The organism is uncultured Microbacterium sp., from assembly GCF_963524805.1.
In the GTDB taxonomy this organism is placed as follows: Bacteria; Actinomycetota; Actinomycetes; order Actinomycetales; family Microbacteriaceae; genus Microbacterium.
The window spans coordinates 142523-165937 of sequence record NZ_CAURGG010000004.1 but is presented as its reverse complement, the minus strand read 5'-3'; the positions used below and the strand labels follow the sequence as shown (position 1 = coordinate 165937).

35 protein-coding genes are annotated in these 23415 nt (G+C 67.2%); 2 read left to right on the top strand and 33 right to left on the bottom strand.

All coding sequences use genetic code 11. The features are described 5' to 3' along the window. Nucleotides 1–10: 10 nt before the first annotated feature. From RWQ91_RS10595 to RWQ91_RS10440, 32 genes are all read right to left on the bottom strand, one after another. On the bottom strand, nucleotides 11–982 hold the full coding sequence (locus RWQ91_RS10595) for a GNAT family N-acetyltransferase (protein WP_314505782.1): 972 nt from the start codon (nucleotides 980–982) through the stop codon (nucleotides 11–13). A 199-nt stretch (nucleotides 983–1181) separates the two neighbouring features. Next, the gene (gene rplQ, locus RWQ91_RS10590; RefSeq protein WP_314505780.1) at nucleotides 1182–1748 is read right to left on the bottom strand and encodes a 50S ribosomal protein L17; all 567 of its coding nucleotides are present in this window, start codon (nucleotides 1746–1748) and stop codon (nucleotides 1182–1184) included. A 37-nt stretch (nucleotides 1749–1785) separates the two neighbouring features. Further along, complete coding sequence (locus RWQ91_RS10585) at nucleotides 1786–2775, bottom strand: DNA-directed RNA polymerase subunit alpha (protein WP_091703730.1); 990 nt, start codon at nucleotides 2773–2775, stop codon at nucleotides 1786–1788. A gap of 199 nt (nucleotides 2776–2974) precedes the next feature. After that, on the bottom strand, nucleotides 2975–3373 hold the full coding sequence (gene rpsK / locus RWQ91_RS10580) for a 30S ribosomal protein S11 (RefSeq protein WP_091484780.1): 399 nt from the start codon (nucleotides 3371–3373) through the stop codon (nucleotides 2975–2977). Between the two features lie 23 nt (nucleotides 3374–3396). After that, complete coding sequence (gene rpsM, locus RWQ91_RS10575; protein WP_091703727.1) at nucleotides 3397–3771, bottom strand: 30S ribosomal protein S13; 375 nt, start codon at nucleotides 3769–3771, stop codon at nucleotides 3397–3399. 176 nt (nucleotides 3772–3947) lie between these two features. Beyond that, nucleotides 3948–4064, bottom strand: a complete 117-nt coding sequence (gene rpmJ / locus RWQ91_RS10570) for a 50S ribosomal protein L36 (protein WP_056224002.1) — start codon at nucleotides 4062–4064, stop codon at nucleotides 3948–3950. An 86-nt stretch (nucleotides 4065–4150) separates the two neighbouring features. Continuing rightward, complete coding sequence (gene infA / locus RWQ91_RS10565; RefSeq protein ID WP_017201569.1) at nucleotides 4151–4372, bottom strand: translation initiation factor IF-1; 222 nt, start codon at nucleotides 4370–4372, stop codon at nucleotides 4151–4153. A 151-nt stretch (nucleotides 4373–4523) separates the two neighbouring features. Next, nucleotides 4524–5213, bottom strand: coding sequence for a thioredoxin domain-containing protein (locus RWQ91_RS10560; protein WP_314505772.1), 690 nt, complete (start codon nucleotides 5211–5213; stop codon nucleotides 4524–4526). Between the two features lie 11 nt (nucleotides 5214–5224). Further along, the gene (gene map, locus RWQ91_RS10555; protein ID WP_314505893.1) at nucleotides 5225–6055 is read right to left on the bottom strand and encodes a type I methionyl aminopeptidase; all 831 of its coding nucleotides are present in this window, start codon (nucleotides 6053–6055) and stop codon (nucleotides 5225–5227) included. Between the two features lie 16 nt (nucleotides 6056–6071). Then, on the bottom strand, nucleotides 6072–6680 hold the full coding sequence (locus RWQ91_RS10550) for an adenylate kinase (protein ID WP_314505770.1): 609 nt from the start codon (nucleotides 6678–6680) through the stop codon (nucleotides 6072–6074). Next, complete coding sequence (secY, locus tag RWQ91_RS10545; RefSeq protein ID WP_314505891.1) at nucleotides 6677–7999, bottom strand: preprotein translocase subunit SecY; 1323 nt, start codon at nucleotides 7997–7999, stop codon at nucleotides 6677–6679. Before secY ends, RWQ91_RS10550 begins: the two co-directional genes overlap by 4 nt. A 101-nt stretch (nucleotides 8000–8100) precedes the next feature. Further along, nucleotides 8101–8763, bottom strand: coding sequence for a 50S ribosomal protein L15 (rplO, locus tag RWQ91_RS10540; RefSeq protein ID WP_314505768.1), 663 nt, complete (start codon nucleotides 8761–8763; stop codon nucleotides 8101–8103). Further along, entirely contained in the window at nucleotides 8763–8948 is a 186-nt protein-coding gene (gene rpmD / locus RWQ91_RS10535) for a 50S ribosomal protein L30 (protein WP_039402995.1), read from the bottom strand. The genes rplO and rpmD overlap by 1 nt, the downstream gene beginning before the upstream one ends. Then, nucleotides 8948–9655, bottom strand: coding sequence for a 30S ribosomal protein S5 (rpsE, locus tag RWQ91_RS10530; RefSeq protein ID WP_314505765.1), 708 nt, complete (start codon nucleotides 9653–9655; stop codon nucleotides 8948–8950). Before rpsE ends, rpmD begins: the two co-directional genes overlap by 1 nt. After that, nucleotides 9652–10011 (bottom strand): 50S ribosomal protein L18, encoded by a 360-nt coding sequence (rplR, locus tag RWQ91_RS10525; RefSeq protein ID WP_314505764.1) that lies wholly within the window; start codon nucleotides 10009–10011, stop codon nucleotides 9652–9654. Before rplR ends, rpsE begins: the two co-directional genes overlap by 4 nt. Nucleotides 10012–10013: 2 nt before the next feature. Beyond that, complete coding sequence (rplF, locus tag RWQ91_RS10520) at nucleotides 10014–10550, bottom strand: 50S ribosomal protein L6 (RefSeq protein WP_314505762.1); 537 nt, start codon at nucleotides 10548–10550, stop codon at nucleotides 10014–10016. Between the two features lie 6 nt (nucleotides 10551–10556). Further along, nucleotides 10557–10955, bottom strand: coding sequence for a 30S ribosomal protein S8 (gene rpsH, locus RWQ91_RS10515; protein WP_314505760.1), 399 nt, complete (start codon nucleotides 10953–10955; stop codon nucleotides 10557–10559). 101 nt (nucleotides 10956–11056) lie between these two features. Beyond that, the gene (gene rplE / locus RWQ91_RS10510) at nucleotides 11057–11644 is read right to left on the bottom strand and encodes a 50S ribosomal protein L5 (protein WP_314505758.1); all 588 of its coding nucleotides are present in this window, start codon (nucleotides 11642–11644) and stop codon (nucleotides 11057–11059) included. Nucleotides 11645–11646: 2 nt separating this feature from the next. Then, entirely contained in the window at nucleotides 11647–12006 is a 360-nt protein-coding gene (gene rplX, locus RWQ91_RS10505; protein WP_314505756.1) for a 50S ribosomal protein L24, read from the bottom strand. 3 nt (nucleotides 12007–12009) lie between these two features. Continuing rightward, on the bottom strand, nucleotides 12010–12378 hold the full coding sequence (gene rplN, locus RWQ91_RS10500) for a 50S ribosomal protein L14 (protein WP_091703678.1): 369 nt from the start codon (nucleotides 12376–12378) through the stop codon (nucleotides 12010–12012). Nucleotides 12379–12413: 35 nt separating this feature from the next. After that, complete coding sequence (gene rpsQ, locus RWQ91_RS17190) at nucleotides 12414–12680, bottom strand: 30S ribosomal protein S17 (RefSeq protein ID WP_399546299.1); 267 nt, start codon at nucleotides 12678–12680, stop codon at nucleotides 12414–12416. Nucleotides 12681–12829: 149 nt separating this feature from the next. Beyond that, a complete protein-coding gene (gene rpmC, locus RWQ91_RS10490) occupies nucleotides 12830–13144 on the bottom strand; it encodes a 50S ribosomal protein L29 (protein WP_314505751.1) in 315 nt (104 codons plus the stop codon). Further along, complete coding sequence (gene rplP, locus RWQ91_RS10485) at nucleotides 13144–13563, bottom strand: 50S ribosomal protein L16 (protein WP_314505749.1); 420 nt, start codon at nucleotides 13561–13563, stop codon at nucleotides 13144–13146. Before rplP ends, rpmC begins: the two co-directional genes overlap by 1 nt. Then, entirely contained in the window at nucleotides 13563–14324 is a 762-nt protein-coding gene (rpsC, locus tag RWQ91_RS10480; protein WP_314505748.1) for a 30S ribosomal protein S3, read from the bottom strand. The genes rplP and rpsC overlap by 1 nt, the downstream gene beginning before the upstream one ends. Further along, complete coding sequence (gene rplV, locus RWQ91_RS10475; protein ID WP_314505747.1) at nucleotides 14324–14725, bottom strand: 50S ribosomal protein L22; 402 nt, start codon at nucleotides 14723–14725, stop codon at nucleotides 14324–14326. Before rplV ends, rpsC begins: the two co-directional genes overlap by 1 nt. 22 nt (nucleotides 14726–14747) lie before the next feature. Next, complete coding sequence (gene rpsS, locus RWQ91_RS10470) at nucleotides 14748–15029, bottom strand: 30S ribosomal protein S19 (RefSeq protein WP_257501491.1); 282 nt, start codon at nucleotides 15027–15029, stop codon at nucleotides 14748–14750. Between the two features lie 12 nt (nucleotides 15030–15041). Further along, on the bottom strand, nucleotides 15042–15881 hold the full coding sequence (gene rplB / locus RWQ91_RS10465) for a 50S ribosomal protein L2 (protein WP_314505745.1): 840 nt from the start codon (nucleotides 15879–15881) through the stop codon (nucleotides 15042–15044). A 25-nt stretch (nucleotides 15882–15906) separates the two neighbouring features. After that, the gene (gene rplW, locus RWQ91_RS10460; RefSeq protein WP_314505744.1) at nucleotides 15907–16218 is read right to left on the bottom strand and encodes a 50S ribosomal protein L23; all 312 of its coding nucleotides are present in this window, start codon (nucleotides 16216–16218) and stop codon (nucleotides 15907–15909) included. Next, nucleotides 16215–16877 (bottom strand): 50S ribosomal protein L4, encoded by a 663-nt coding sequence (gene rplD, locus RWQ91_RS10455; RefSeq protein WP_314505742.1) that lies wholly within the window; start codon nucleotides 16875–16877, stop codon nucleotides 16215–16217. The genes rplW and rplD overlap by 4 nt, the downstream gene beginning before the upstream one ends. Nucleotides 16878–16881: 4 nt before the next feature. After that, nucleotides 16882–17541, bottom strand: coding sequence for a 50S ribosomal protein L3 (gene rplC / locus RWQ91_RS10450; RefSeq protein WP_314505741.1), 660 nt, complete (start codon nucleotides 17539–17541; stop codon nucleotides 16882–16884). Between the two features lie 8 nt (nucleotides 17542–17549). Next, nucleotides 17550–17858 (bottom strand): 30S ribosomal protein S10, encoded by a 309-nt coding sequence (gene rpsJ / locus RWQ91_RS10445; protein WP_091703640.1) that lies wholly within the window; start codon nucleotides 17856–17858, stop codon nucleotides 17550–17552. Nucleotides 17859–18342: 484 nt separating this feature from the next. Further along, complete coding sequence (locus RWQ91_RS10440; RefSeq protein WP_314505736.1) at nucleotides 18343–18558, bottom strand: hypothetical protein; 216 nt, start codon at nucleotides 18556–18558, stop codon at nucleotides 18343–18345. Nucleotides 18559–18796: 238 nt separating this feature from the next. Between RWQ91_RS10440 and RWQ91_RS10435 the strand changes: the two genes are divergently transcribed. Beyond that, nucleotides 18797–20362, top strand: a complete 1566-nt coding sequence (locus RWQ91_RS10435) for a sugar transferase (protein ID WP_314505734.1) — start codon at nucleotides 18797–18799, stop codon at nucleotides 20360–20362. 49 nt (nucleotides 20363–20411) lie between these two features. After that, nucleotides 20412–21539: a glycosyltransferase gene (locus tag RWQ91_RS10430; RefSeq protein WP_314505732.1), complete on the top strand. Its 1128-nt coding sequence runs from the start codon at nucleotides 20412–20414 to the stop codon at nucleotides 21537–21539. 22 nt (nucleotides 21540–21561) lie between these two features. Here RWQ91_RS10430 and RWQ91_RS10425 read toward each other — a convergent pair whose 3' ends face one another. Beyond that, nucleotides 21562–23403, bottom strand: coding sequence for a DUF4012 domain-containing protein (locus tag RWQ91_RS10425; RefSeq protein ID WP_314505729.1), 1842 nt, complete (start codon nucleotides 23401–23403; stop codon nucleotides 21562–21564). Between the last annotated feature and the right edge of the window lie 12 nt (nucleotides 23404–23415).

Genomic DNA, 23415 nt, shown 5'->3' with positions numbered 1-23415 from the left:
CGCGGCGTGATCAGAGGCGCCGCACCAGAGCCTGCTGCCGGTGCGTCGCCCGGAACCCGAGCCGCTCGTACAGGGTGTTCGCGCCGGTCTTGCTCGCGGTGTCGACGTCGAGCACGGCCTGCTCGAGTCCGGCATCCCGCGCCGCCTCGAGCGTCCGCGAGATCACGAGGGGTGCGAGCCCGCGCCCACGCTGATCGCGGACGACGCCGATGAGGTCGATGTAGGTGTTCGGAGCCCCGAGCGCCTCCCAGTCCTCCTCGTTCACGGAGGCGAGGCAGAAGGCGACGACACGGCCGTCGATCAGCGCCAGGGTCGACAGATCGGGGCGCAGGAACGGCCCGTTCACGAACTGCGCCCAGCGCTCCGGCGGAGACGGCAGGCTCCCCCAGTGGTCGCGGAACGCATCGTTGCGCGCCTCGCGCACAGCCTCCGCCCGGTCGGCGGTGTAGGGGACGACCTCGACGCCCTCGGATGCCGGCGGCCCCTGGACCGGCTGCGACAGGTCCCGCTGCATGGAGCTGAACCAGCGCTCGGTGCGCAGGCCGAGCCGTTCACCCAGGGTCGCGGCATCCGCGTTGCCCTCATCGACGTACTGGAAGATCGCCGCCTCGGCGCCTGAGCCGGTCTCGGCGATCATCTCGGTCGTGCGCTGAAACAGCCAGGCGATCAGCTCGGTGCCGATGCCCCGGCGACGCCAGTCCGGATGAACGGTGCCCTGCAGGTACGCGTGCAGCTCGGCGTCCTGGCTGGGATGCAGCATCGCCCAGCCCATAGCCACGACCGCCCCATCGGGGGCGATCGCGAGCAGGATGTCGCGGGCCGGGTCGACGTGCGAGAGCTCGAACACGTCGGCGATCTCCTCGCGCGGCGTGACCCAGGTGGGGTGATCGATCCGGTCGGCCGCGGCGACCGTCGCGTGGATCGCGTCGACGTCGGCTGCGGTCGCCGGCCGGAACGAGACCTCGGGATGCTGCGCGCTCACCTTTCCACCCTATCCAGCCGGGGTTCGCTGTTCCTGTCGCTTCCGCGAGGTCACCCGCTCCCCGCGAGATCACCCTCCGCACACTGCTGCGCGGTGTGGACTCGCGAGCAGGGGGTGATCTGGCACGCGAAGCGCAGATGCAGAAAGACCCGCGGCCCCGAAGGGCTCGCGGGTCTTTCTGAACGACAGGTGTCGCGGGTCAGGCCTGTTCGGGCTCGACGACCGCGTCCTCGGCGGCAGCCTCGGCTGCGGCGCCCTCTTCGGGCGACTCGGCACCGGCGTCGGCGGCGTCGGTGACGGGCTCATCCGAAATGGGAGCCTCCTCGACCGGCTCCTCCGAAGGAGCAGAAGCGGCCGGAGCGGCGGCGGCCGCAGCGGACTTCTTGGCGCTCTTGGGCTTCGGGTTGACCGGCTCGAGCACGAGCTCGATCCGGGCCATGGGGGCGTTGTCGCCCTTGCGGTTGCCGATCTTCGTGATGCGGGTGTAGCCGCCCTCACGCTCGGCGACCAGCGGCGCGATCTCGGTGAAGAGCTCGTGCACGACGGTCTTGTCGCCGATGACCGACAGCACGCGACGGCGTGCGTGCAGGTCGCCGCGCTTGGCGAAGGTCACCAGGCGCTCGGCGAGGGGACGAACGCGCTTGGCCTTCGTCTCGGTCGTCGTGATCGCCTTGTGGGTGAACAGGGCGGCCGCGAGGTTCGCCAGCATCAGGCGCTCGTGGGCGGGACCTCCGCCGAGGCGGGGACCCTTCGTGGGCTTAGGCATAGTCAGTTACTCCAGGATCAGAATTCGAAGAAGCGGTTCAGACGGTTTCGTCGTCGTAGCCGCCGTAGAAGTGCGCGCCGTCGAACCCGGGGACCGAGTCCTTCAGCGACAGTCCGAGCGAGATGAGCTTGTCGCGCACCTCGTCGACCGACTTCTGACCGAAGTTGCGGATGTTCATGAGCTGCGTCTCCGAGAGGGCGACGAGCTCCGACACGGTGTTGATGCCCTCGCGCTTGAGGCAGTTGTACGAGCGGACGGACAGGTCGAGGTCCTCGATCGGCATCGACAGCTCGTTGGACAGCACGGTCTCGACCGGCGCGGGGCCGATCTCGATGCCCTCGGCCTCGACGTTCAGCTCGCGGGCGAGTCCGAACAGCTCGGTGAGGGTGCGGCCGGCCGAGGCGACGGCGTCGCGCGGGGCGATGGAGTTCTTCGTCTCGACGTCCAGCACGAGCTTGTCGAAGTCGGTGCGCTCACCGGCGCGCGTGGCGTCGACGCGGTAGCTGACCTTCAGCACGGGCGAGTAGATCGAGTCGATCGGGATCTGACCCGACTCGGCGTACTCGTTGCGGTTCTGGGTCGCCGAGACGTAGCCGCGGCCACGCTCGATCGTCAGCTCGAGCTCGAACTTCGCAGTGTCGTTCAGGGTAGCGATGACCAGCTCGGGGTTGTGCACCTCGACACCGGCCGGAGCCGAGATGTCGGCGGCGGTGACCTCGCCGGCGCCCGTCTTGCGCAGGTACGCCGTGATGGGCTCATCGCGCTCGCTCGAGACGACGAGCTGCTTGATGTTCAGGATGATCTCGGTGACATCTTCCTTCACACCCGGGATGGTGCTGAACTCGTGCTGGACACCGTCCAGACGGATGCTGGTGACGGCCGCGCCGGGGATCGACGAGAGCAGGCTGCGACGCAGCGCGTTGCCGATCGTGTAACCGAAACCGGGCTCCAGGGGCTCGATGATGAAGCGGCTGCGGAACTCGCCGATCTTCTCCTCGGTCAGAGTGGGACGCTGTGCGATGAGCACTATGTGTTCCTTTCGATCACGTATCCGCTATATGACACGTGCAATGGGTGAGAGTGTTGAGTTTTTCTCGGGGATGCCGCGGGCTCGTGCCGCGGCATCCAAAGGTCGAAGCGGCCGGCGCCGTATCGAGACCCGGCCGGTGCGCGGCCTGCTCGCAGCCGAAACGGGCTCGAGCAGGCCGCAGCTCGGCCGATGTGCGTCAGACGCGGCGGCGCTTGGGCGGGCGGCAGCCGTTGTGCGCCTGGGGCGTCACATCGTTGATCGAGCCGACCTCGAGGCCGGCAGCCTGAAGCGAGCGGATCGCGGTCTCGCGGCCCGAACCCGGGCCCTTCACGAAGACGTCGACCTTCTTGACGCCGTGCTCCTGCGCCTGGCGGGCGGCCGATTCGGCAGCCATGCCTGCGGCGTACGGAGTCGACTTGCGCGAGCCCTTGAAGCCCACGCCACCCGACGAGGCCCAGCTGATGACGGCGCCGGCCGGGTCGGTGATCGAAACGATCGTGTTGTTGAACGTCGACTTGATGTGGGCCTGGCCCAGCGCGATGTTCTTCTTTTCCTTGCGACGGGGCTTCCGCGCAGCGGTCTTGGGTGCAGCCATGTTCTTGTTCTCCTAGCCGCGCCCTAGCGCGCCTTCTTCTTGCCGGCGACGGTGCGCTTGGGGCCCTTGCGGGTGCGTGCGTTGGTCTTGGTGCGCTGACCGTGCACGGGCAGGCCGCGGCGGTGGCGGATGCCCTGGTACGAGCCGATCTCGACCTTGCGGCGGATGTCGGCGGCGACCTCGCGGCGGAGGTCACCCTCCACCTTGTAGTTTCCCTCGATGTAGTCGCGCAGCTGGATCAGCTGGTCGTCACTGAGGTCCTTGACGCGGATGTCGGGGCTGATCTCGGTCGCTGCGAGGATATCCTTCGAGCGGTTCGGACCAACGCCGTAGATGTACGTGAGGGCGATCACCACGCGCTTGTCGCGCGGGATGTCAACGCCGGCAAGACGTGCCATGCGGTTCTCCTGGGAGTGTTGTGGAGGTGTGGAGCAGGACCGGTGCCCGGGCCTCCAGCCCGAGGTGTCAGCTTCGTCCGGCCGTTGAGCCTGTCGAAACGTCTGGTCCTGCCGATTGTGTGTTCATTTGTGTGGTTCCGGATGCCGGCGAACCGGCATCCGGAGGAAATCCGTGACTAGCCCTGGCGCTGCTTGTGACGCGGGTTCGACTTGCAGATGACCATGACGACGCCGTGACGGCGGATCACCTTGCAGTGATCGCAGATGGGCTTGACGCTGGGGTTGACCTTCATTTTTCTTCCTGTTCGCTGTCTTCACCGGGCAGTCCGGCCCTTCGACAGGCTCAGGGACGGGACTGGGGTGTTACTTCTCGACCGGTCTAGCGGTAGCGGTAGACGATTCGGCCGCGCGTGAGGTCGTAGGGGCTCAGCTCCACGACGACGCGGTCCTCCGGGATGATGCGGATGTAGTTCTGCCGCATCTTGCCTGAGATCGTGGCGAGGACCTTGTGTCCGTTGCTCAGCTCAACGCGGAACATCGCGTTGGGAAGCGCCTCGGAGATCACGCCTTCGATCTCGATGACACCGTCTTTCTTCGCCATACACTCGCTAACGCTCAGCAGACCGGTCGGTCTGCGGTTTGGGTGGGGTTCGGTACTTGGACACGCCGATAAAGGCGCAACGCACCAAGGATCAATAGTACGTGATATTGGGGTGCCGGGCAACTCGGCCCGGACCCTCCCCGACTGCGGCCTACTCGAACAGCGTGCCGAGCTCGGCCGGAGCCGGCAGGGTGGAGTTCGCGATGGCCTCGCCGTTGATCGCGATCGTCGGGGTGCCGATGCCGGTCGCGCCCGGGGCGATCGGCGTCTTGTCAGTCATCGCGGTCACATAGCCCGCGTACTCGCCGTCGTTGACGCACGCATCGATGCCGGTGACGCCTGACGCCGCGGCGATCGCGATGATCTGATCGTTCGTCAGTCCCGGCGTCTGCTCCTCGGGCTGGTTCTGGAACATCGCCTGCATGAACGGCACGGCCGCCGTCCCGTCGGCGGCGGCCACGCAGTACATCGCGTTGGCCGCACGCGTGGAGTACTCGGTGCCCTGCGACGCGCGGTTCAGGATCGAGATCGGGTGGATGTTGAGCGTGATCGTGCCGTCGTCGACCAGGCCCTGGATCGCCGCGCCGTACGCCTGCTCGAACTGGTTGCACACCGGGCACATGAAGTCGATGTAGGTGTCCATCGTCTGGTCGCCGTCACCGACCGCGATCGCGCCGGTCTCGGCGTTGATGACGGCAGCGTCGGGTGTGACCACCGGGTCGGGGCTGACGGCGGCGTTGTTCATCCACACCACGAGCGCACCGACCGCGACGAGTACCACGACCACCGCGACACTCACCCAGATCGCGAACCAGTTCGTCTTGCGCGCAGTGGCGGCCATCATGTTCCTTCTCAGATCTCGCGGGGGGTGATGCCGAACGGCGCCAGGCCCGCTGCGCCGCCGTCGGGAGCGGTGAGCACCCAGATCCCCCCATCATGCACGGCGACGCTATGTTCCCAATGTGAGCCGGCTGTGCCGTCCACCGTCGACACGGTCCACTCGTCGTCCTCGATGAAGGTCTCCTGGTCGCCGATCACGACCATGGGCTCGATCGCGACCGCGAGTCCCGGTCGCACCTCGGCGCCCGGATCGGGCGTGCGGTAGTTGAACACCGACGGCGACTCGTGCATCTTGCGGCCGATGCCGTGGCCGACGTACTCCCGCAGGATGCCGTAGCCGTGGCCCGCGGCATCGATGTGCTCCTGCACGGCGGCGCCGACCTCGCCCAGGTGGCGTGCGGTCGCGAGCGCCGCGATCCCGGCCCACAGCGACCCTTCGGTCACGCGCGAGAGCTCTTCACGCTCGGCGACGAGCTCGGGTCGCGACGGATCCGGCACGACGACCGTGAACGCCGAGTCGCCGTTCCACCCCTCGTACTCGGCGCCGGCGTCGATCGAGACGATGTCGCCCGGCGCGAGCACGAGGTCGGAGGGGATGCCGTGCACGACCTGCTGATTCACCGACGTGCAGATCGTGTGGCGGTAGCCGCGCACCATCTGGAAGTTCGACTTCGCACCGCGGTCCGTGATGACACGGGATGCCGCGGCATCCAGTTCCCGCGTCGTGACACCGGGGGCGATCAAAGCGCGCACCGCGTCCAGCGCGGCGGCGGTGATCAGGCCGGGCTCGATCATCGCGCGCAGCTGGGCAGGCGTCTTGTAGATCGACCGGCGGACCGGCAGCAGAGGGCTCACCGGCTCAGGCGGCGGCCGAACGGAGCAGCCCGCGCGCCTCGAGCGCGGCGATGACCCGGTCGGTGATCTCATCCAGCGAGCCGACGCCGTCGATCTCGAGCGCGATGCCGCGTTCGCGGTACACGTCCAGGATCGGCGCGGTCTCGCGCTCGTAGATCGCCAGGCGGTTCGCGATGACCTGCTCGGTGTCGTCGGTGCGGCCCTGCTCCTGCGCGCGGCGCGTGAGCCGCTGGATGCTCTCGTCGCGAGGCACCACCAGCTCGATCACGGCGTCGAGCGCTTCGCCGCGTCCGGAGAGGAACCCGTCGAGGTCGCCGACCTGACCGAGGTTGCGGGGGTAGCCGTCCAGCAGGAAGCCGTGCGCGGCATCCTGCTGCGAGAGGCGCTCCCGCACCACCGCGCTGGTCAGCTCGTCGGGGACGAGGTTGCCGGCCTGGATGATCTCGGTCACCTGGGCGCCCAGATCCGACCCGCTCTTGACGGCGGCGCGGAACATGTCCCCCGTCGAGATGGCCGGGATGCCGTACGCATCCGCGATGCGGACGCCCTGGGTTCCCTTGCCGGAGCCCTGGGGCCCGACGATCAGCAGGCGAGCCGTCTGCACCGGAGTCATCGCAGGAGTCCTTCGTAGTGGCGCTGCTGCAGCTGCGCGTCGATCTGCTTGACCGTCTCGAGACCGACACCGACGATGATCAGGATCGAGGCGCCGCCGAACGGGAAGTTCTGGTTGGCGCCGACCGCCGCGAGGGCGATGAGCGGAAGCAGGGCGATGAAGCCCAGGTAGAGCGCGCCGGCCAGCGTGATGCGCGTCAGCACGTAGTCGAGGTACTCGGCCGTCGGGCGTCCTGCGCGGATGCCGGGGATGAAGCCGCCGTACTTCTTCATGTTGTCGGCGACCTCGACCGGGTTGAACGTGATGGCCACGTAGAAGTACGTGAAGCCGACGATCAGCAGGAAGTAGATCAGCATGTAGAGCGGGTGATCGCCCTTGGTGAGGTACTGCGAGATCCACGCCACCCAGCCGGGGGCCGTCTCGCCGACCTGCGGCTGGTTGAACTGCGCGATGAGGGCGGGGATGTACAGCAGCGACGAGGCGAAGATGACGGGCACGACGCCGGCCATGTTCACCTTGATCGGGATGTACGTGTTCGTTCCGCCGTACGTGCGGCGGCCCACCATGCGCTTGGCGTACTGCACGGGGATGCGCCGCTGGGACTGCTCGACGAAGACCACGAGCGCGACCACGAGGATGCCGACGCCCAGGACCAGGAGGAACACCTCGAAGCCCTTCGTCTGCCAGATCGCCCACATCGAGGCGGGGAAGGCCGCCGCGATCGAGGTGAAGATCAGGATCGACATTCCGTTGCCGATGCCCTTCTCGGTCACGAGCTCCGCGAACCACATGATGAGGCCGGTGCCGGCGGTCATCGTGATGATCATGAGCAGCTGGGCCCACCACACGTCGTTGGTGAGCAGCTGCTCGCACTCCGGGATGCCGGTGTTGCCGAACAGCTGACCGCTGCGGGCGACCGTCACGAGCGTCGTGGACTGCAGCAGCGCGAGCGCGATCGTGAGGTAGCGCGTGTACTGCGTCAGCCGCGACTGGCCCGCCTGACCCTCCTTGTAGAGGGTCTCGAAGTGCGGGATGACCACGCGCAGCAGCTGCACGATGATCGTCGCGGTGATGTACGGCATGACGCCGAGCGCGAAGATCGACAGCTGCAGCAGGGCGCCGCCGGAGAAGAGGTTGACCAACGACAGCAGCCCCTCGGTGCCGGCGCTCTGCTTGAGGCAGGACTGCACGTTGGGGAAATCGACGAAGGGCGCGGGGATGTGCGCACCGAGACGATAGAGGGCGATGATCGCCAGGGTGAATGCGATCTTCCGACGAAGGTCGGGTGTACGGAAGACCCGCGCGATGGCGCTGAACAAGAGGATGCCTCCAGAGGGGATGCCGACGCGCACGAAGGCACGTCATTCTCCAGGGTAACGCAGTGGGGGTCGGAGCATGCTCCGACCCCCACCGGGTGTGACTACTTGACGGATCCGCCCGCCGCGACGATCTTCTGCTCAGCCGAGCCGGAGACCTTGTCGACCGAAACCGTGAGCTTCACGTCGATGTCGCCGGTGCCGAGCACCTTGACCTTCTCGTTCTTGCGGACGGCGCCCTTGGCGACGAGGTCGCCGACGGTGACGTCTCCACCCGAGGGGTAGAGCTCCGCGAGCTTCTCGAGGTTGACCACCTGGTACTCCACGCGGAACGGGTTCTTGAACCCGCGCAGCTTGGGAGTGCGCATGTGGAGGGGCATCTGCCCACCCTCGAAGCCGGCCTTGACCTGGTAGCGGGCCTTCTGGCCCTTGGTGCCACGACCGGCGGTCTTGCCCTTCGAGCCCTCACCGCGACCGACACGTGTCTTCGCGGTGTTGGAGCCGGGCACCGGACGCAGGTGGTGCACCTTGAGCACGCCGGGGCGGGATGCCGGGGCATCCGCCTTCGGAGCGGCCTTGGCCTTCGGGGCAGCCTTCGACGCCGGAGCAGCCTTCTCCGCCTTCTGCGCGGAGTCGGCCTTCGCGGCAGCGGGCTTCTTGGCGGCAGCCTTGGCAGGAGCCTTGTCGGCGGTGGCCTTGGCCGGAGCCTTCTTGGCAGCCTTCTTCTCGACGACCTCGTCGGTCGTCTTGTCAGCCTTGTCGGCCATTAGTCGATCTCCTCAACCTTCACGAGGTGGGCGACGGTCTTGACGTAACCGCGCGTCTGCGCGTCGTCGGGACGGACGACGGAGTCGCCGATCCGCTTCAGACCGAGGCTGCGCAGCGTGTCACGCTGGTTCTGCTTCTCGCTCACCTTGGACTTCGTCTGTGTGACCTTCAGTCGGGCAGCCATCAGGCACCTACCTTCGCAGCGGCGACGGCGTCGGCCTCGGCACGCACGAGACGGGCGGGGGCGACCTGGTCGAACTCGAGTCCGCGACGCGCGGCGACCGCACGGGGCTCTTCGAGCTGCTTGAGCGCCGCCACGGTCGCGTGCACGATGTTGATCGTGTTCGACGAGCCGAGCGACTTCGACAGGACATCGTGGATGCCGGCGCACTCGAGGACGGCGCGGACCGGACCACCGGCGATGACACCGGTACCGGCGGCGGCGGGGCGCAGGAGCACCACACCGGCGGCGGCCTCACCCTGGACGGGGTGCGGGATGGTCACGCCGACGCGGGGAACGCGGAAGAAGTTGCGCTTGGCCTCTTCGACACCCTTCGAGATCGCAAGGGGAACCTCGCGAGCCTTCCCGTAGCCGACGCCCACGACGCCGTTGCCATCGCCCACGACGACCAGCGCCGTGAAGCTGAAGCGACGGCCGCCCTTGACGACCTTCGACACGCGGTTGATGGTGACGACGCGCTCCAGGAACTGGCTCTTGTCGGCGTCACGCGAACCGCGGTCGCGGTTCGGGTTGCGCTCACGACCGCCGCGGCGCGGCTCGCGCTCGCGCTCGGGCGCCGCCTCGGTTGCCGCTGCCGTTTCGGGCGCGGCCGTCTCGGCAGTAGCTGCCACTTCGGTCTCCCTGTTGTTGTTGGGTGTTGCATCGCTCACAGGTTCAGTCCCCCTTCGCGGGCGCCGTCGGCGATCGCCGCGACACGACCCGCGTAGCGGTTGCCACCGCGGTCGAACACGACATCTTCGATGCCGGCGGCCTTCGCGCGCTCGGCGACGAGCTCGCCGACCTTGCGCGCCTTGGCGGTCTTGTCACCGTCGAACGAACGCAGGTCCGCTTCGAGGGTGGATGCCGATGCCACGGTGTGACCCTTGGCGTCGTCGACCACCTGGACGAAGACGTGGCGTGCCGAGCGGGTGACGACCAGGCGCGGCCGCAGCTCGGTGCCGATGACCTTCTTGCGAAGACGGGCGTGACGGCGCGAACGCGCCTGTGACTTGGTCTTGACAGCCATGGTTACTTACCACTCTTTCCGGCCTTGCGACGAACGACCTCGCCGGCGTACCGCACACCCTTGCCCTTGTAGGGCTCGGGCTTGCGGATCTTGCGGATGTTCGCGGCGGCCTCGCCGACCGCCTGCTTGTCGATGCCGCTCACGGTGACCCGGTTGTTGCCCTCGACGGTGAACGTGATGCCGGCGGGCGGCTCCACGAGCACAGGGTGCGAGAAGCCGAGGGCGAACTCGATCGAGCTACCCTTCTGCGCAACGCGGTAACCGGTGCCGACGACCTCGAGGCCCTTCGTGTACCCCTGGGTCACACCGATGATGTTGTTGTTGATGAGCGTGCGGGTCAGGCCGTGGAGCGAACGCGACTCGCGCTCGTCGTCGGGACGGCTGACGACAACCTGTCCCTCCTCGATCTGAACCTCGATCGGGCGCGAAACGGTGAGCGCGAGCTCGCCCTTCGGGCCCTTGACCGCGACATCCTGACCGTCGACCGAGATGGTCACGTCAGCGGGGATGTCGATCGGAAGGCGTCCAATACGCGACATGTCAGATCACCACACGTAGGCGAGGACTTCCCCACCCACGCCCTTCTGCTCGGCCTGGCGGTCAGTGAGCAGACCGGAGGAAGTGGACAGGATGGCGACGCCGAGGCCACCGAGGACGGTGGGGATCTCGGTCGACTTCGCGTACACGCGCAGGCCCGGCTTGGACACGCGCTTGATGCCGGCGATCGACCGCTCGCGGTTCGGGCCGTACTTCAGCGTCATCGTGAGGGTCTGGCCGACGCGGGCGTCGCTGACCTCCCACGAGGCGATGTAGCCCTCGCGCTTGAGGATCTCGGCGATGTGGGTCTTGAGCTTGGAGCTCGGCAGCGACACGGAGTCGTGGTGCGCCGAGTTCGCGTTGCGCAGACGGGTCAGCATGTCTGCGACCGGGTCTGTCATTGTCATTGCTTTTTTCCTTTGTTCATTCGGTTTCGGCAGCCGTTACACGACAGCCGACCTAACTGATCCCTCGGTGATCGAGGAGCCGCGTCAGCGGCGTCTCGAGATCAAGCGTTCTCTTCGGTGCGGAACGGGAAGCCGATGTGACGCAGCAGCGCCCGGCCCTCGGCATCCGTCTTCGCCGTGGTGACCACGGTGATGTCGAAACCGCGCACGCGGTCGATCTTGTCCTGGTCGATCTCGTGGAAGACCGACTGCTCCTGCAGACCGAACGTGTAGTTGCCGTTGCCGTCGAACTGCTTCGGCGACAGGCCGCGGAAGTCGCGGATGCGGGGCAGTGCCAGCGAGACCAGGCGGTCCAGGAACTCCCACGCACGGTCGCCGCGGAGGGTGACGTGCGCGCCGATGGCCTGGCCCTCGCGCAGCTTGAACTGCGCGATGGACTTGCGAGCAGCCGTGACGACCGGCTTCTGGCCGGTGATCTTGGTGAGATCGTCGACCGCGCCGTCGATCACCTTGCTGTCGCGGGCTGCCTCGCCCACACCGGTGTTCACGACGACCTTGACGATCCCGGGGATCTGGTTGACGTTGGCGTAGCCGAACTCGTCCTGCAGAGCCTTCTTGATCTCGGCCTGGTACTTCTGCTTCAGGCGCGGCTGGATTTTGCCAGCGGGCGCGGCAGTGGTGGTGCTCATATTCAGAGGTCCTTGCCTGACTTCTTCGCGTAGCGCACGCGGACGGTGCGCTTCACGCCGTCCTTCGTCTGCTCCTCGACCCGGTGGCCGACGCGGGTCGGCTTCTTGGTCGAGGGGTCGACGACGGCGACGTTGGAGATGTGGATGGGGGCTTCGAACGTCTCGATGCCACCCGTCTTGGTGCCGCGCTGGGTCTGGCCCACGCGGTTGTGCTTCGTGACGTAGTTCACGCCCTCGACGATGACGCGGTTCTGCTCGGCCAGGACCTCGAGGACCTTGCCCTGCTTGCCGCGGTCTCCGCCGCGCGCGGGCTTGGCGCCCGCGATGACCTGAACCAGGTCACCCTTCTTGATCTTCGCCATGACTTAAATGACCTCCGGCGCCAGCGAGACGATCTTCATGAACTTCTTGTCACGAAGCTCGCGACCGACCGGTCCGAAGATGCGGGTGCCGCGGGGCTCCCCGTCGTTCTTCAGGATGACGGCGGCGTTCTCGTCGAACTTGATGTACGAGCCGTCGGGACGGCGCGTGGACTTGACGGTGCGGACGATGACGGCCTTGACCACATCGCCCTTCTTGACGTTGCCACCGGGGATCGCGTCCTTGACGGTCGCGACGATGGTGTCACCCAGACCGGCGTAGCGGCGCTTCGAGCCGCCGAGCACGCGGATGGTGAGCAGCACCTTGGCGCCGGTGTTGTCGGCAACCTTGACTCGGGATTCCTGCTGAATCATGTCTTACTCCTTGGGTTCCAAGCGGGCCGCGAGGCCTACTTGGCCTTCTCGAGGATCTCGACCAGGCGCCAGCGCTTGGTGGCGCTGAGCGGACGGGTCTCGTTGATGAGGACGAGGTCGCCGATGCCGGCGGAGTTGCTCTCGTCGTGCGCCTTGACCTTGGAGGTGCGGCGGATGACCTTGCCGTACAGCGGGTGCTTCACGCGGTCCTCGACCTCGACGACGATGGTCTTGTCCATCTTGTCGCTGGTCACGTAGCCGCGGCGGGCCTTGCGGTAACCGCGGGCGTCGACGTCGCGCACGTCGTGCGCGGACGACTCGTGACCCTTGGCCTCGGCGGGCGCCTCGACGACGGCCTCAGCCTTGGCGGCGGCGGCCTTCTTGGGGGCCGCTGCCTTCTTGGGCGCGGCCGGCTTCTTGTCGGTGCCTGATTTTGCGGTGGTCTCAGCCATTACTCGGCCTCTTCCTTCACGGCCTTGTCAGCGGCATCCGCCTTCTTGGCCTTCGTCTTCTTCGCCTTCGTCGCCGCTTCCACGGGAACGGGAGTGGCACGGATGCCGAGCTCGCGCTCACGGATCACGGTGTACAGCCGCGCGATGTCGCGCTTGACGGCGCGGATGCGGCCGTGGCTGTCGAGCTGGCCGGTGGCCGACTGGAAGCGCAGGTTGAACAGCTCTTCCTTGGCCTTGCGCAGCTCCTCGACGAGGCGCTGGTCTTCGAACGTGTCGAGCTCGCTCGGAGCGAGCTGCTTGGTGCCGATCGCCATTACGCGTCGCCCTCCTCGCGCTTGATGATGCGTGCCTTCAGGGGCAGCTTGTGAATGGCACGGGTCAGGGCCTCACGAGCGAGTTCCTCGCTGACGCCGGCGACCTCGAAGAGGACGCGACCCGGCTTGACGTTCGCAACCCACCACTCGGGCGAACCCTTACCGGAACCCATGCGGGTCTCGGCGGGCTTCTTGGTCAGCGGACGGTCGGGGTAGATGTTGATCCACACCTTTCCGCCTCGCTTGATGTGACGCGTCATCGCGATACGAGCGGACTCGATCTGACGGTTCGTCACGTAAGCGGGCGTGAGCGCCTGGATGCCGAACTCACCGAACGACACCGTGGTGCCACCGGTGGCCTGGCCCGAGCGACCCGGGTGGTGCTGCTTGCGGTACTTGACCTTGCGGGGGATAAGCATCAGGCAGACGCTCCTTCTGCGACGGGGGCATCGCTGCGGGGGCCACGGCGTCGGTCGCCACCGCGGTCGTCACGACCACGGGGAGCCTTCGGTGCGTTGGCCTGCTCGCGAGCGAGTTCCTTGGCGGTGAGATCGCCCTTGTAGATCCAGACCTTCACGCCGATGCGGCCGAAGGTGGTCTTGGCCTCGTAGAAGCCGTAGTCGATGTTCGCGCGCAGGGTGTGCAGGGGCACACGGCCTTCGCGGTAGAACTCCGACCGGCTCATCTCGGCGCCGCCGAGGCGGCCCGACACCTGGATGCGGACACCCTTGGCACCGGCGCGCTGAGCACCCTGCAGACCCTTGCGCATCGCGCGGCGGAAGGCCACGCGGGCGGAGAGCTGCTCGGCGATGCCCTGAGCGACCAGCTGAGCGTCGGCCTCGGGGTTCTTGACCTCGAGGATGTTCAGCTGGATCTGCTTGCCGGTGAGCTTCTCGAGGTCGGTGCGGATGCGCTCGGCCTCGGCGCCGCGGCGGCCGATCACGATGCCCGGGCGGGCGGTGTGGATGTCGACGCGGACGCGGTCACGCGTGCGCTCGATCTCGATGTTGCTCACTCCGGCGCGGTCGAGGTTCGACTGCAGGAGCTTGCGGATCTTGATGTCCTCGGCCACGTAGTCGGCGTAGCGCTGTCCGGGCTTCGTCGAGTCGGAGAACCAGCGCGACACGTGGTCGGTGGTGATGCCGAGGCGGAAGCCGTACGGGTTTACCTTCTGGCCCATTACTTGCTCGCCTTCTTGGTCTTGGCCGGCGCGGCGGCGTTCTCGGCCACCTCCGGGGTAGAGAGCACGACCGTGATGTGGCTCGTGCGCTTCTTGATCTGGAACGCGCGGCCCTGGGCGCGGGGCTGGAAGCGCTTGAGCGTCGTCCCCTCGTCCACGTACGCGTTGGCCACGTACAGGTCCTGCTCGTCCAGGTACTCGCTGTCCTTGTCGGCCTTGACCCGAGCGTTCGCGATGGCGGCTGCAACCAGCTTGCCGATCGGCTCGCTCGCGGCCTGCGGCGCGAACTTCAGGATGGCGAGGGCCTCCTGGGCCTGCTTGCCCTTGATGAGGGCGACGACACGACGAGCCTTCTGAGGGGTCACGCGGATGTGTCGCACTCGTGCGATGGACTCCACCATTTCTCTCTCCTCTCAGCGTCGCCTAGCGGCGACGGCCCTTCTTGTCGTCCTTCTCGTGGCCGCGGAAGGTGCGGGTGGGCGCGAATTCGCCCAGTTTGTGACCGACCATGGTCTCGGTCACGAACACGGGGATGTGCTTGCGACCGTCGTGGACGGCGATCGTGTGGCCGAGCATGGCCGGCACGATCATCGAACGACGTGACCAGGTCTTGATGACGTTCTTGGTTCCCGCTTCGTTCTGGACGACGACCTTGCGAAGCAGGTGCTCGTCGACGAAGGGGCCCTTCTTAAGACTGCGTGGCATCTTCCTCTACTCCTACTTGCGCTTCTTGCCGGCGTTGCGACGACGGACGATGTACTTGTCGCTTTCCTTGTTGGCGTGACGCGTGCGGCCCTCTTTCTGGCCCCACGGAGTCACAGGGTGACGTCCACCGGACGTCTTGCCCTCACCACCACCGTGCGGGTGGTCGACCGGGTTCATCGCGACACCGCGGACGGTCGGGCGGATGCCCTTCCAGCGGTTGCGGCCTGCCTTGCCCCAGTTGATGTTCGACTGCTCGGCGTTGCCGACCTCGCCGATCGTGGCGCGGCAGCGCGCGTCGACGTTGCGGATCTCGCCCGAGGGCAGACGCAGCTGGGCGTACGCGCCGTCCTTGGCGACCAGACGCACTGCGGCGCCGGCCGACCGGGCCATCTTCGCGCCGCCGCCGGGGCGGAGCTCGATGGCGTGGATGACCGTACCGGTCGGGATGTTGCGCAGCGGCAGGTTGTTGCCGGGCTTGATGTCGGCGCCGGGACCGGACTCGACCACATCACCCTGCGACAGCTTGTTCGGCGCGATGATGTAGCGCTTCTCGCCGTCCGCGTAGTGCAGCAGCGCGATGCGCGCGGTGCGGTTGGGGTCGTACTCGATGTGCGCGACCTTCGCGTCGATGCCGTCCTTGTCATTGCGACGGAAGTCGATCACGCGGTACTGGCGCTTGTGGCCACCACCGATGTGACGGGTCGTGATGCGACCCTGGTTGTTGCGGCCACCGGTCTTGGACAGCGGGCGGAGGAGGGACTTCTCGGGCGTCGATCGGGTGATCTCAGCGAAGTCCGCCACCGACGAGCCGCGGCGACCCGGGGTCGTGGGCTTGTACTTGCGAATTGCCATGGTTGTGTGTCCTTCGTCCCGACCGTCAGCCGACTGCCGTGAAGATGTCGATGGTGCCCGACTTGAGCGTCACGATCGCGCGCTTGGTGTCCTTGCGCTTGCCTGCGCCGAAGCGCGTGCGACGGGTCTTGCCGATGCGGTTGATCGTGTTGACTGCGGCCACCTTCACGCCGAAGATCTTCTCGATCGCGAGCTTGATCTCGGTCTTGGTCGCGCGGGGGTCCACGAGGAACGTGTACTTGCCCTCATCGATGAGCCCGTAGCTCTTCTCCGAAACGACCGGCTTGAGGATGATGTCGCGCGGGTCCTTGTTCAGGGCCGTCTGCAGGTTCGTCATGCCGAGACCTCCTCGGTGGTGGCGCTCTTGGCCGCGATGAACGCGTCGTAGGCGGCCTTGGTGAAGACGATGTCGTCGGAGACGAGCACGTCGTAGGCGTTGAGCTGGTCGACCGACAGCACGTGGACGTACGCGAGGTTGCGCACGCTCTTGACCGTGATGTCGTCGCTGCGCTCGATGACGACCAGCACGCGCTTGGTCTGCGCGACGCTCGTCAGGTAGGCAGCTGCCGCCTTAGTCGAGGGCGCACCCTCGATGCCGAAGGACTCGATGACATGCAGGCGCTCGCCCCGGGCCCGGTCGCTGAGCGCACCCAGCAGGGCGGCGGCGATCATCTTCTTGGGGGTGCGCTGCGAGTAGTCGCGCGGCTTCGGGCCGTGGACGATGCCACCGCCGGTCATGTGCGGCGCGCGGATCGAGCCCTGACGGGCGTTACCGGTGCCCTTCTGCTTGAAGGGCTTGCGGCCGGCACCCGAGACCTCGCCACGACGCTTGGTCGAGTGCGTGCCCTGGCGAGCCGCCGCGCGCTGCGCGACGACGACCTGGTGGATGAGCGGAATGTTCGTCTTGACGTCGAACAGCGCGGCGGGCAGCTCCACAGAGCCTGCCTTCTTGCCGTCTGCGCTGGTCACGTCGAGCGCGAGAGTCTGGTCAGCCATGGACTCACGCTCCCTTCACTGCGTTGCGGACGAAGACGATGCGGCCACGAGCACCGGGGACGGCGCCCTTGACGAGCAGCAGGCCCTTCTCGGCGTCGACGGCGTGCACCGTGAGGTTGAGGACGGTCACGCGCTCGCCACCCATACGGCCGGCCATGCGCATGCCCTTGAAGACGCGGCTCGGGGTCGACGATGCGCCGATCGAGCCGGGCTTGCGGTGGTTGCGGTGCGAACCGTGCGAGGCCGAGACGCCCTTGAAGTTGTGACGCTTCATGACACCGGCGAAGCCCTTGCCCTTGCTGGTGCCGACGACGTCGACCAGCTGGCCTGCTTCGAACGTGCCCTCAGCGGTGAGCTCCTGGCCGAGCGTGTAGTCAGCGGCATCCGCGGTGCGCACCTCGGTGAGGTGACGACGCGGGGTCACGCCGGCAGCCTCGAAGTGGGCCGTCTGCGGCTTGTTGACCTTGCGCGGGTCGATCTGGCCGTACGCGATCTGGATCGCGTTGTAGCCGTCGCGCTCGGGGGTGCGAACCTGGGTGACCACGTTCGGGGCGAGCTCGATGACGGTGACGGGAACGAGCTTGCCGTTCTCGTTCCAGACCTGGGTCATGCCGAGCTTGGTGCCCAGCATCCCCTTGGAAATCTTTGAGTTGATGTCTGCCATGGCGAGTCCTAGAGCTTGATCTCGATGTTGACGTCAGCCGGCAGGTCAAGGCGCATCAGCGAGTCGACGGCCTTGGGCGTCGGGTCGATGATGTCGATCAGACGCTTGTGGGTGCGCATCTCGAAGTGCTCGCGGCTGTCCTTGTACTTGTGCGGGGAACGGATCACGCAGATCACGTTCTTCTCCGTCGGAAGGGGCACGGGGCCCACAACGGTCGCGCCAGCACGGGTCACGGTGTCGACGATCTTGCGGGCCGACGAATCGAGGCCGGCGTGGTCGTACGACTTCAGGCGAATGCGGATCTTCTGTCCCGCCATTGTCTGCTCTCTCTCTTTACGCGTCGTACGTGTCCGGGATCCGGACCGCATTGGACGCACGGGGGCGTGGGAGGGTTCGTCCCTCGCCCTTGGGCACTTCGCAGACCGCGTTTCCGCGGTGATGCTGCACCACTGTTCTGCTGTCAAACCGGCGGCCTTCGCCTCCGGTTCCCCACCCGCGTTGCACACGGATGTGCACGCCCGTTTCCGGGATGCTGGTGTGGGAAGTTGTGCTCTGCTGCCTGCGGCCTAGGACCCTGCGCATGCGCGCCGCCTATGCACTGCCCTGGCAGTGATCCGGAGGCACGCGAAGCGCCCGCCGGAATGTGGAACCTCACTAGTCTACGTGCGGCCCGGGCGTGTCGCAAACTCGGGCGTGTCGCGCGGCCGAGTGCTCAGGTTTCTCCCAGTCCGACGACCGAGACGGGGCAAAGAGCGGCGCCGGCACCCTCGAAGGAATGCCGGCGCCGCAGGGAGCCGAGGACTATTCGTTCCCGACGCTCTTGTCGAGGTTGTCGCGCACGCCGTCGACCGTGCCGTGCGCGGTCTCGGGGGCGACCTTCTTCACGAAGTCGGCTGCGGCATCCAGAGCGCCGTCGCTCACGCCCTCGGCCTGCTCGCTCTTCAGCGTCTCGGCGATCTTGTCCTTGTTCTGATCCAGAAAGTCCTTGCCCTGATTGACCAGGTCCTCGATGCCCATGCTCATCTCCTTCGATCCGTGTGCGATCGTTCGCCGTTCCAGTCTGGCCAATGTCAGGGCGTCGTGGGCAGCGCGGCGTCACGGCCGGATCACGATCGCACCCTCCGGTCCAATCCTCAGGATCCATTTCAGCCGTTTGGTGGCACAATGGCAGGGTTGCGGCGAACGCCGGCTGCGTTCTGGGGATGCTTCCGGTGCAGATCACCCTCGGGTGGTCTTCGTCCGCGAAAGGGGAGTCGTGGCGACCAATCTCATCCGCTCGGCGAGGAAGCCGGCGGCAGGACCCGGTGTGGTCCGCGGCGGTCGCGTGCCCGGCACGCCGGATGTTCCGCGGGATCCGGCATTCGTCGGCAGGTCTCGCCGGCACGCCGCCGACTGGCGCGCCCGCTACGCGCGGCGTCTCTGGGTCAGCGATCTCGCCGTGCTGATCGTCGTCGCCTTCGGAACCCAGATCGCCTGGTTCGGCCTGGGCAGCGCCCAGGTTTCGATTCGCGAGGACTCGCGTCTGAGTGCGGTGTCCTACTGGTTCTTCTCCTCGCTTCTGGTCATCGTCTGGATGTGGTCGCTCAGCCTGATCGACTCGCGCAGCGATCGCGCGATGGGCACGGGCTCCGCCGAGTACATCCGCATCTTCTCCGTCAGCCTGCGGCTGTTCGGCATCATCGCGATCCTCGCGTTCCTGCTGCGCGTCGACGTCGCTCGCGGCTATCTGCTCATCGCCTTCCCGCTCGGGATGCTGCTCCTCCTGGTCGAGCGGTGGCTCTGGCGCCAGTGGCTTGTGCACAAGCGTGCCCGCGGCGAGTTCAGCGCCCGGGTGGTGCTCGTGGGGTCGGAGAGCTCCGTCGCGCAGATCAGCGATGCGCTGCGCCGGACCCCCAGCGCCGGCTACCTCGTCGTCGGCGCGTGCGTGCCCCTCGCCCAGCCCGGCGGGACCGTGCGCGGCACCGACATCCCGATCGTGGGATCGGTGCTCTCGATCTCCGAGGCCCTGGCCGCCGTCCAGGCCGACACCGTGGCGATCTCGAGCACCGACGAGCTGCCGCCCTCGGTCGTCAAGCGCATCTCGTGGCAGCTCGAAGCGGGGCGCCAGCACCTCGTGCTGGCACCCAGCATCATCGACGTGGTCGGCCCGCGGATTCAGACCCGCCCGGTCGCCGGCCTGCCGCTGATCCACGTGGAGACGCCCCGCTACAGCAAGGGTCAGCGGCTCGCCAAACGCGGGCTCGATGTGCTGCTGGCCACGGTCGGGCTGATCGTGCTGAGCCCAGTGTTCGCGGTCATCGCTATCGGCATCCGCGCCACGACGAAGGGCTCGGTGCTGTTCCGGCAGGTGCGCGTGGGGCGGGACGGCCGCGAGTTCCGGCTGCTGAAGTTCCGGACCATGGTGCACAACGCCGAGGAGCTGCTGGCGGACCTCGAGCCGCGGCGCGATGCCGGCAACGAAGTGCTGTTCAAGATGACGGCCGATCCCCGCGTGACCCGCTTCGGGCGCTTCCTGCGGCGCTACAGCCTCGACGAGCTGCCACAGCTGCTCAACGTCCTGGGCGGCTCGATGTCTCTCGTCGGCCCCCGGCCGTCGCTCCCCCGCGAGGTCGAACGCTATGCCGACCACGTGCACCGCCGCTTCATGGTCAAGCCGGGGATCACCGGCCTCTGGCAGATCAGCGGGCGATCGAGCCTCTCGTGGGAGGAATCGGTGCGGCTCGACCTGTCGTACGTGGAGAACTGGACGCTCATCGGCGACATCGTGATCCTCTTCAAGACGGTCAAGGCCGCGCTCGCCCCAGGGAACACGGCGGCATGATCCGCGCGCGATCCGGCCGCGCGAACGGACGATCATCCGGCGGTGCATCATGACCGGCGTGCTGGTCAGCGAGTGGATCGAGCAGACCGGCGGCGCTGAGCGCGTGCTCGATCGCCTTGCCCGACTCTTGCCGGATGCCGACATGCTGTGCCTGTGGAACGACGCACCGCAGCGATACCCGGGCCGGGACGTGCGCGAGACCTGGCTCGCCGCCACTCCGCTGCGCCGTCATAAGGCCCTCGCTCTGCCTCTGATGCCGGCGACGTGGCGCGCGCGCCGCCGCGAATCTCCCCGACACGACTACGAGTGGGCGCTGGTCAGCTCTCACGCCTTCGCGCACCACGTGAACGTCGGCTCCCCGGCGGTGCCCAAGTACGTCTACGTGCATACGCCCGCGCGCTACCTGTGGGCGCCCGAGCTCGACGCGCGGGGCGACAACCTCGCGGCGCGGATCGCCGGCCCGCCGCTGCGCAGGATCGACAGGCGGGCCGCGCAGGAGGCGACCAGCATCGCCGCCAACAGCCGATTCGTCGCCGACCGGGTGCAGCGCGCATGGGATCGCCCCGCGACCGTCATCAACCCGCCCGTGGACGTCGCACGGATCGGCAGCGGCACGTGGGCGGCAGAGCTGACGGGTGCCGACCGCCGAGTGCTCGACGCGCTTCCGGCCGACTTCGTGCTGGGCGTGTCGCGGTTCATCGCCTACAAGCGCCTGGACGTGGTGATGCAGACCGGACAGCTGCTCGGCCTTCCCGTCGTCATCGCCGGACACGGCCCGCTCGAGGCTGAGCTGCGCGCGATGGCAGCCGATGTCACCGTTCCGGTGCAGTTCCACATCCAGCCCAGTGACGCGCTCGTGTTCGCTCTGATGCAGCGCGCACGCCTGTTCGTCTTCCCCCCGGTCGAGGATTTCGGCATCGTCGCGGTCGAGGCGATGGCATCCGGCACACCGGTGATGGCCAATCGCAGCGGCGGATCGGGCGAATCCGTGCAGGAGGGGTGGGGCGGCGCGCTGTTCGACCCTCGGTCCGAGACGGAGATCCGCGCGGCTGCCGAAGCGTGCAGCCTGCTCGACGGTGCACGGATCACGGCGCACGCGCAGCAGTTCGACGCCTCCCGTTTCGATGCGGCCCTGCGGCACTGGGTGAGCCCGCACATCGCCCTGGCGACGTCTTAGCGAGCGGCGGCGCCGCGACCGCTCATGGACCCGTCAGCTCGGCGCACGACGCGGCGATGGTGACCGGCGTGTCCGTCACGGTGGGACTGTAACGCGCGGAGATCGGTCCGAGCTCGCCCTCGGGAACCGAACTCGTGTAGGTGACGGATCGGGTTTCGCCCTGACCGAGGAAGACGGTGATGCTGCCCGCGTTTCGGCCGTTCTCCGTGCTCGTGCGCGACCACTCCGGAATATCGCCGGTCGCCGGCTGTGACCCGAGGATGGTCCCTCCGGGAGGAGCGAAGAACAGCACGTCCATGATCATCGCGTCGTCGGGCTGCCCGTACGTTCCCGCGCGAAGCGTATGCGTGTAGTAGCTGAGTTGGGCGCCGGCCGGCACCGTGTTCGTCATGGTGATCGTTGTGCTCACCGTCCGCGCGGCGGGATCGCACGCCACATCGACGGACGTGTTGAGGTAGTACTGCATCTTGCTGACACCGGAGTCGTTCAGGAAGATGCCGACCTGGGTCGTCTCGGAGTTGTCGCCTGTCATCACGCCGTCGATCCCGAGCCGATGAGCCATGGCCTCTTCGTCCTCGCGGGCGAACCAGGCGTACACCCGCTCTTCTCCGACGGCGCGTTGCAGCTGCCCGATCATCGCCATCGGGTCCCATCCGCTTCCGATGACTTTGCCGAACACCGTGGCTGAGACGTTGGCGAAGAATGCGTCCGCCGGAGCGCTCTCGGCGGGGAAGCGCTCGTAGGTTTCCTTCAGCAGCACGCGCACCGCGTTTTCGGCAGTGATCTCGGTGCCGTCCGCGGCTGTGACGGGTCCGGTGACCTCGAGAATGTGCGAGAGGACGACGGGATCGATCGAGATCACACCGTCCGGCTGGATTCCGGTCGTGGCTGCCCAGAGGGAGGTGAACAGCTGAGCGGTCGTCGGAAAGTTCGGCGTCCGAGAGAAGTTCTGCGAGAAGCGGGCAAAATCATCCGCGTACAGCGCCGACGTCTCGGGCGGAAGCGCGAGGAAGATCGCATCGTCCGTCCCCTGCTCACCGAAGGTTGTGGAGCTGGCCTGCATGTCCAGATACATCCGACCCTGGTCGACGCGCATCAGGACCGATGCCGCCGGGTTGCCACCTGTCGCGCGGATCTCGGCGTTGTTCTGGAAGATCACCAGGTATGACCGCGGGCCGCCGTCGCCGGCGATCTGCAGGGCGGACGGCAGGACGTCTTCGACAGTGCGGAGCATCGGCGCGGCGTCATCGATCACCGTCACGAGTTCGCCCACTGCGTCATCGACGAACGGCAGGAGCGAATCCCGGTCGATGCCGGCGACTTTTTCCTCAGCTGCCGCGAAGGCCGCATTGATGGTCGGGAGCGTGGTGACCGCCTCCCGGAAGGGCGCCAGATCGAACCCGCCCCCCTCCAGCCGGATCTTGTCGAAATTCATCACGTTCAGGACGCCGAAGCTGGCCGGGAGTGCGTCCCGCACGAGGATGTGAGTTGCTTCGGCGGCACCTCGGACCGCGGCGACGTTCTGGCCCACGAAGGGGACATTCGCGGCGATGGACCACAAGGGGCCCTGGACCGTGGCATCGGCCCGCGCGGTGTAGCCGACAACCTCGGTCGACACGGACTCGAATGTCGCGGTGTCGCCGTCGCGCACCAGTTGCGGCAGCCCACTCAGCCGGGACTTCGCGGCGAGCAGATCGGCCCGCACATCCATGGCCTGATCGAAGAACTTCACAGCCACGAATCCGGCGATCACCAGCGCGGCGATCAGCAGCAGGACGATGCCCAGGACCCACGGCCAGAGACGCCGGCGTCGACGCGGGGGACTGTCGTCGACGAGCGCGTCGTTGGAACGTGTTTCGGGCACGGGCGAAGCCTA

What these genes read in the sequence shown, in the direction of transcription:
- rplQ (WP_314505780.1), bottom strand. Translation starts at nt 1,748, where the DNA reads ATGCCTAAGCCCACGAAGGGTCCCCGCCTCGGCGGAGGTCCCGCCCAC.
- rpsK (WP_091484780.1), bottom strand. Translation starts at nt 3,373, where the DNA reads ATGGCTGCACCCAAGACCGCTGCGCGGAAGCCCCGTCGCAAGGAAAAG.
- rpsM (WP_091703727.1), bottom strand. Translation starts at nt 3,771, where the DNA reads ATGGCACGTCTTGCCGGCGTTGACATCCCGCGCGACAAGCGCGTGGTG.
- rpmJ (WP_056224002.1), bottom strand. Translation starts at nt 4,064, where the DNA reads ATGAAGGTCAACCCCAGCGTCAAGCCCATCTGCGATCACTGCAAGGTG.
- infA (WP_017201569.1), bottom strand. Translation starts at nt 4,372, where the DNA reads ATGGCGAAGAAAGACGGTGTCATCGAGATCGAAGGCGTGATCTCCGAG.
- RWQ91_RS10560 (WP_314505772.1), bottom strand. Translation starts at nt 5,213, where the DNA reads ATGGCCGCCACTGCGCGCAAGACGAACTGGTTCGCGATCTGGGTGAGT.
- RWQ91_RS10550 (WP_314505770.1), bottom strand. Translation starts at nt 6,680, where the DNA reads ATGACTCCGGTGCAGACGGCTCGCCTGCTGATCGTCGGGCCCCAGGGC.
- rplO (WP_314505768.1), bottom strand. Translation starts at nt 8,763, where the DNA reads ATGGCCGACAAGGCTGACAAGACGACCGACGAGGTCGTCGAGAAGAAG.
- rpmD (WP_039402995.1), bottom strand. Translation starts at nt 8,948, where the DNA reads ATGGCTGCCCGACTGAAGGTCACACAGACGAAGTCCAAGGTGAGCGAG.
- rplR (WP_314505764.1), bottom strand. Translation starts at nt 10,011, where the DNA reads ATGGCTGTCAAGACCAAGTCACAGGCGCGTTCGCGCCGTCACGCCCGT.
- rplF (WP_314505762.1), bottom strand. Translation starts at nt 10,550, where the DNA reads ATGTCGCGTATTGGACGCCTTCCGATCGACATCCCCGCTGACGTGACC.
- rpsH (WP_314505760.1), bottom strand. Translation starts at nt 10,955, where the DNA reads ATGACAATGACAGACCCGGTCGCAGACATGCTGACCCGTCTGCGCAAC.
- rplE (WP_314505758.1), bottom strand. Translation starts at nt 11,644, where the DNA reads ATGAGCACCACCACTGCCGCGCCCGCTGGCAAAATCCAGCCGCGCCTG.
- rplX (WP_314505756.1), bottom strand. Translation starts at nt 12,006, where the DNA reads ATGGCGAAGATCAAGAAGGGTGACCTGGTTCAGGTCATCGCGGGCGCC.
- rplN (WP_091703678.1), bottom strand. Translation starts at nt 12,378, where the DNA reads ATGATTCAGCAGGAATCCCGAGTCAAGGTTGCCGACAACACCGGCGCC.
- rpmC (WP_314505751.1), bottom strand. Translation starts at nt 13,144, where the DNA reads ATGGCGATCGGCACCAAGCAGCTCGCTCCGAGCGAGCTCGACACGTTC.
- rplP (WP_314505749.1), bottom strand. Translation starts at nt 13,563, where the DNA reads ATGCTTATCCCCCGCAAGGTCAAGTACCGCAAGCAGCACCACCCGGGT.
- rpsC (WP_314505748.1), bottom strand. Translation starts at nt 14,324, where the DNA reads ATGGGCCAGAAGGTAAACCCGTACGGCTTCCGCCTCGGCATCACCACC.
- rplV (WP_314505747.1), bottom strand. Translation starts at nt 14,725, where the DNA reads ATGGTGGAGTCCATCGCACGAGTGCGACACATCCGCGTGACCCCTCAG.
- rpsS (WP_257501491.1), bottom strand. Translation starts at nt 15,029, where the DNA reads ATGCCACGCAGTCTTAAGAAGGGCCCCTTCGTCGACGAGCACCTGCTT.
- rplB (WP_314505745.1), bottom strand. Translation starts at nt 15,881, where the DNA reads ATGGCAATTCGCAAGTACAAGCCCACGACCCCGGGTCGCCGCGGCTCG.
- rplW (WP_314505744.1), bottom strand. Translation starts at nt 16,218, where the DNA reads ATGACGAACCTGCAGACGGCCCTGAACAAGGACCCGCGCGACATCATC.
- rplD (WP_314505742.1), bottom strand. Translation starts at nt 16,877, where the DNA reads ATGGCTGACCAGACTCTCGCGCTCGACGTGACCAGCGCAGACGGCAAG.
- rplC (WP_314505741.1), bottom strand. Translation starts at nt 17,541, where the DNA reads ATGGCAGACATCAACTCAAAGATTTCCAAGGGGATGCTGGGCACCAAG.
- rpsJ (WP_091703640.1), bottom strand. Translation starts at nt 17,858, where the DNA reads ATGGCGGGACAGAAGATCCGCATTCGCCTGAAGTCGTACGACCACGCC.
- RWQ91_RS10440 (WP_314505736.1), bottom strand. Translation starts at nt 18,558, where the DNA reads ATGGGCATCGAGGACCTGGTCAATCAGGGCAAGGACTTTCTGGATCAG.
- RWQ91_RS10430 (WP_314505732.1), top strand. Translation starts at nt 20,412, where the DNA reads ATGACCGGCGTGCTGGTCAGCGAGTGGATCGAGCAGACCGGCGGCGCT.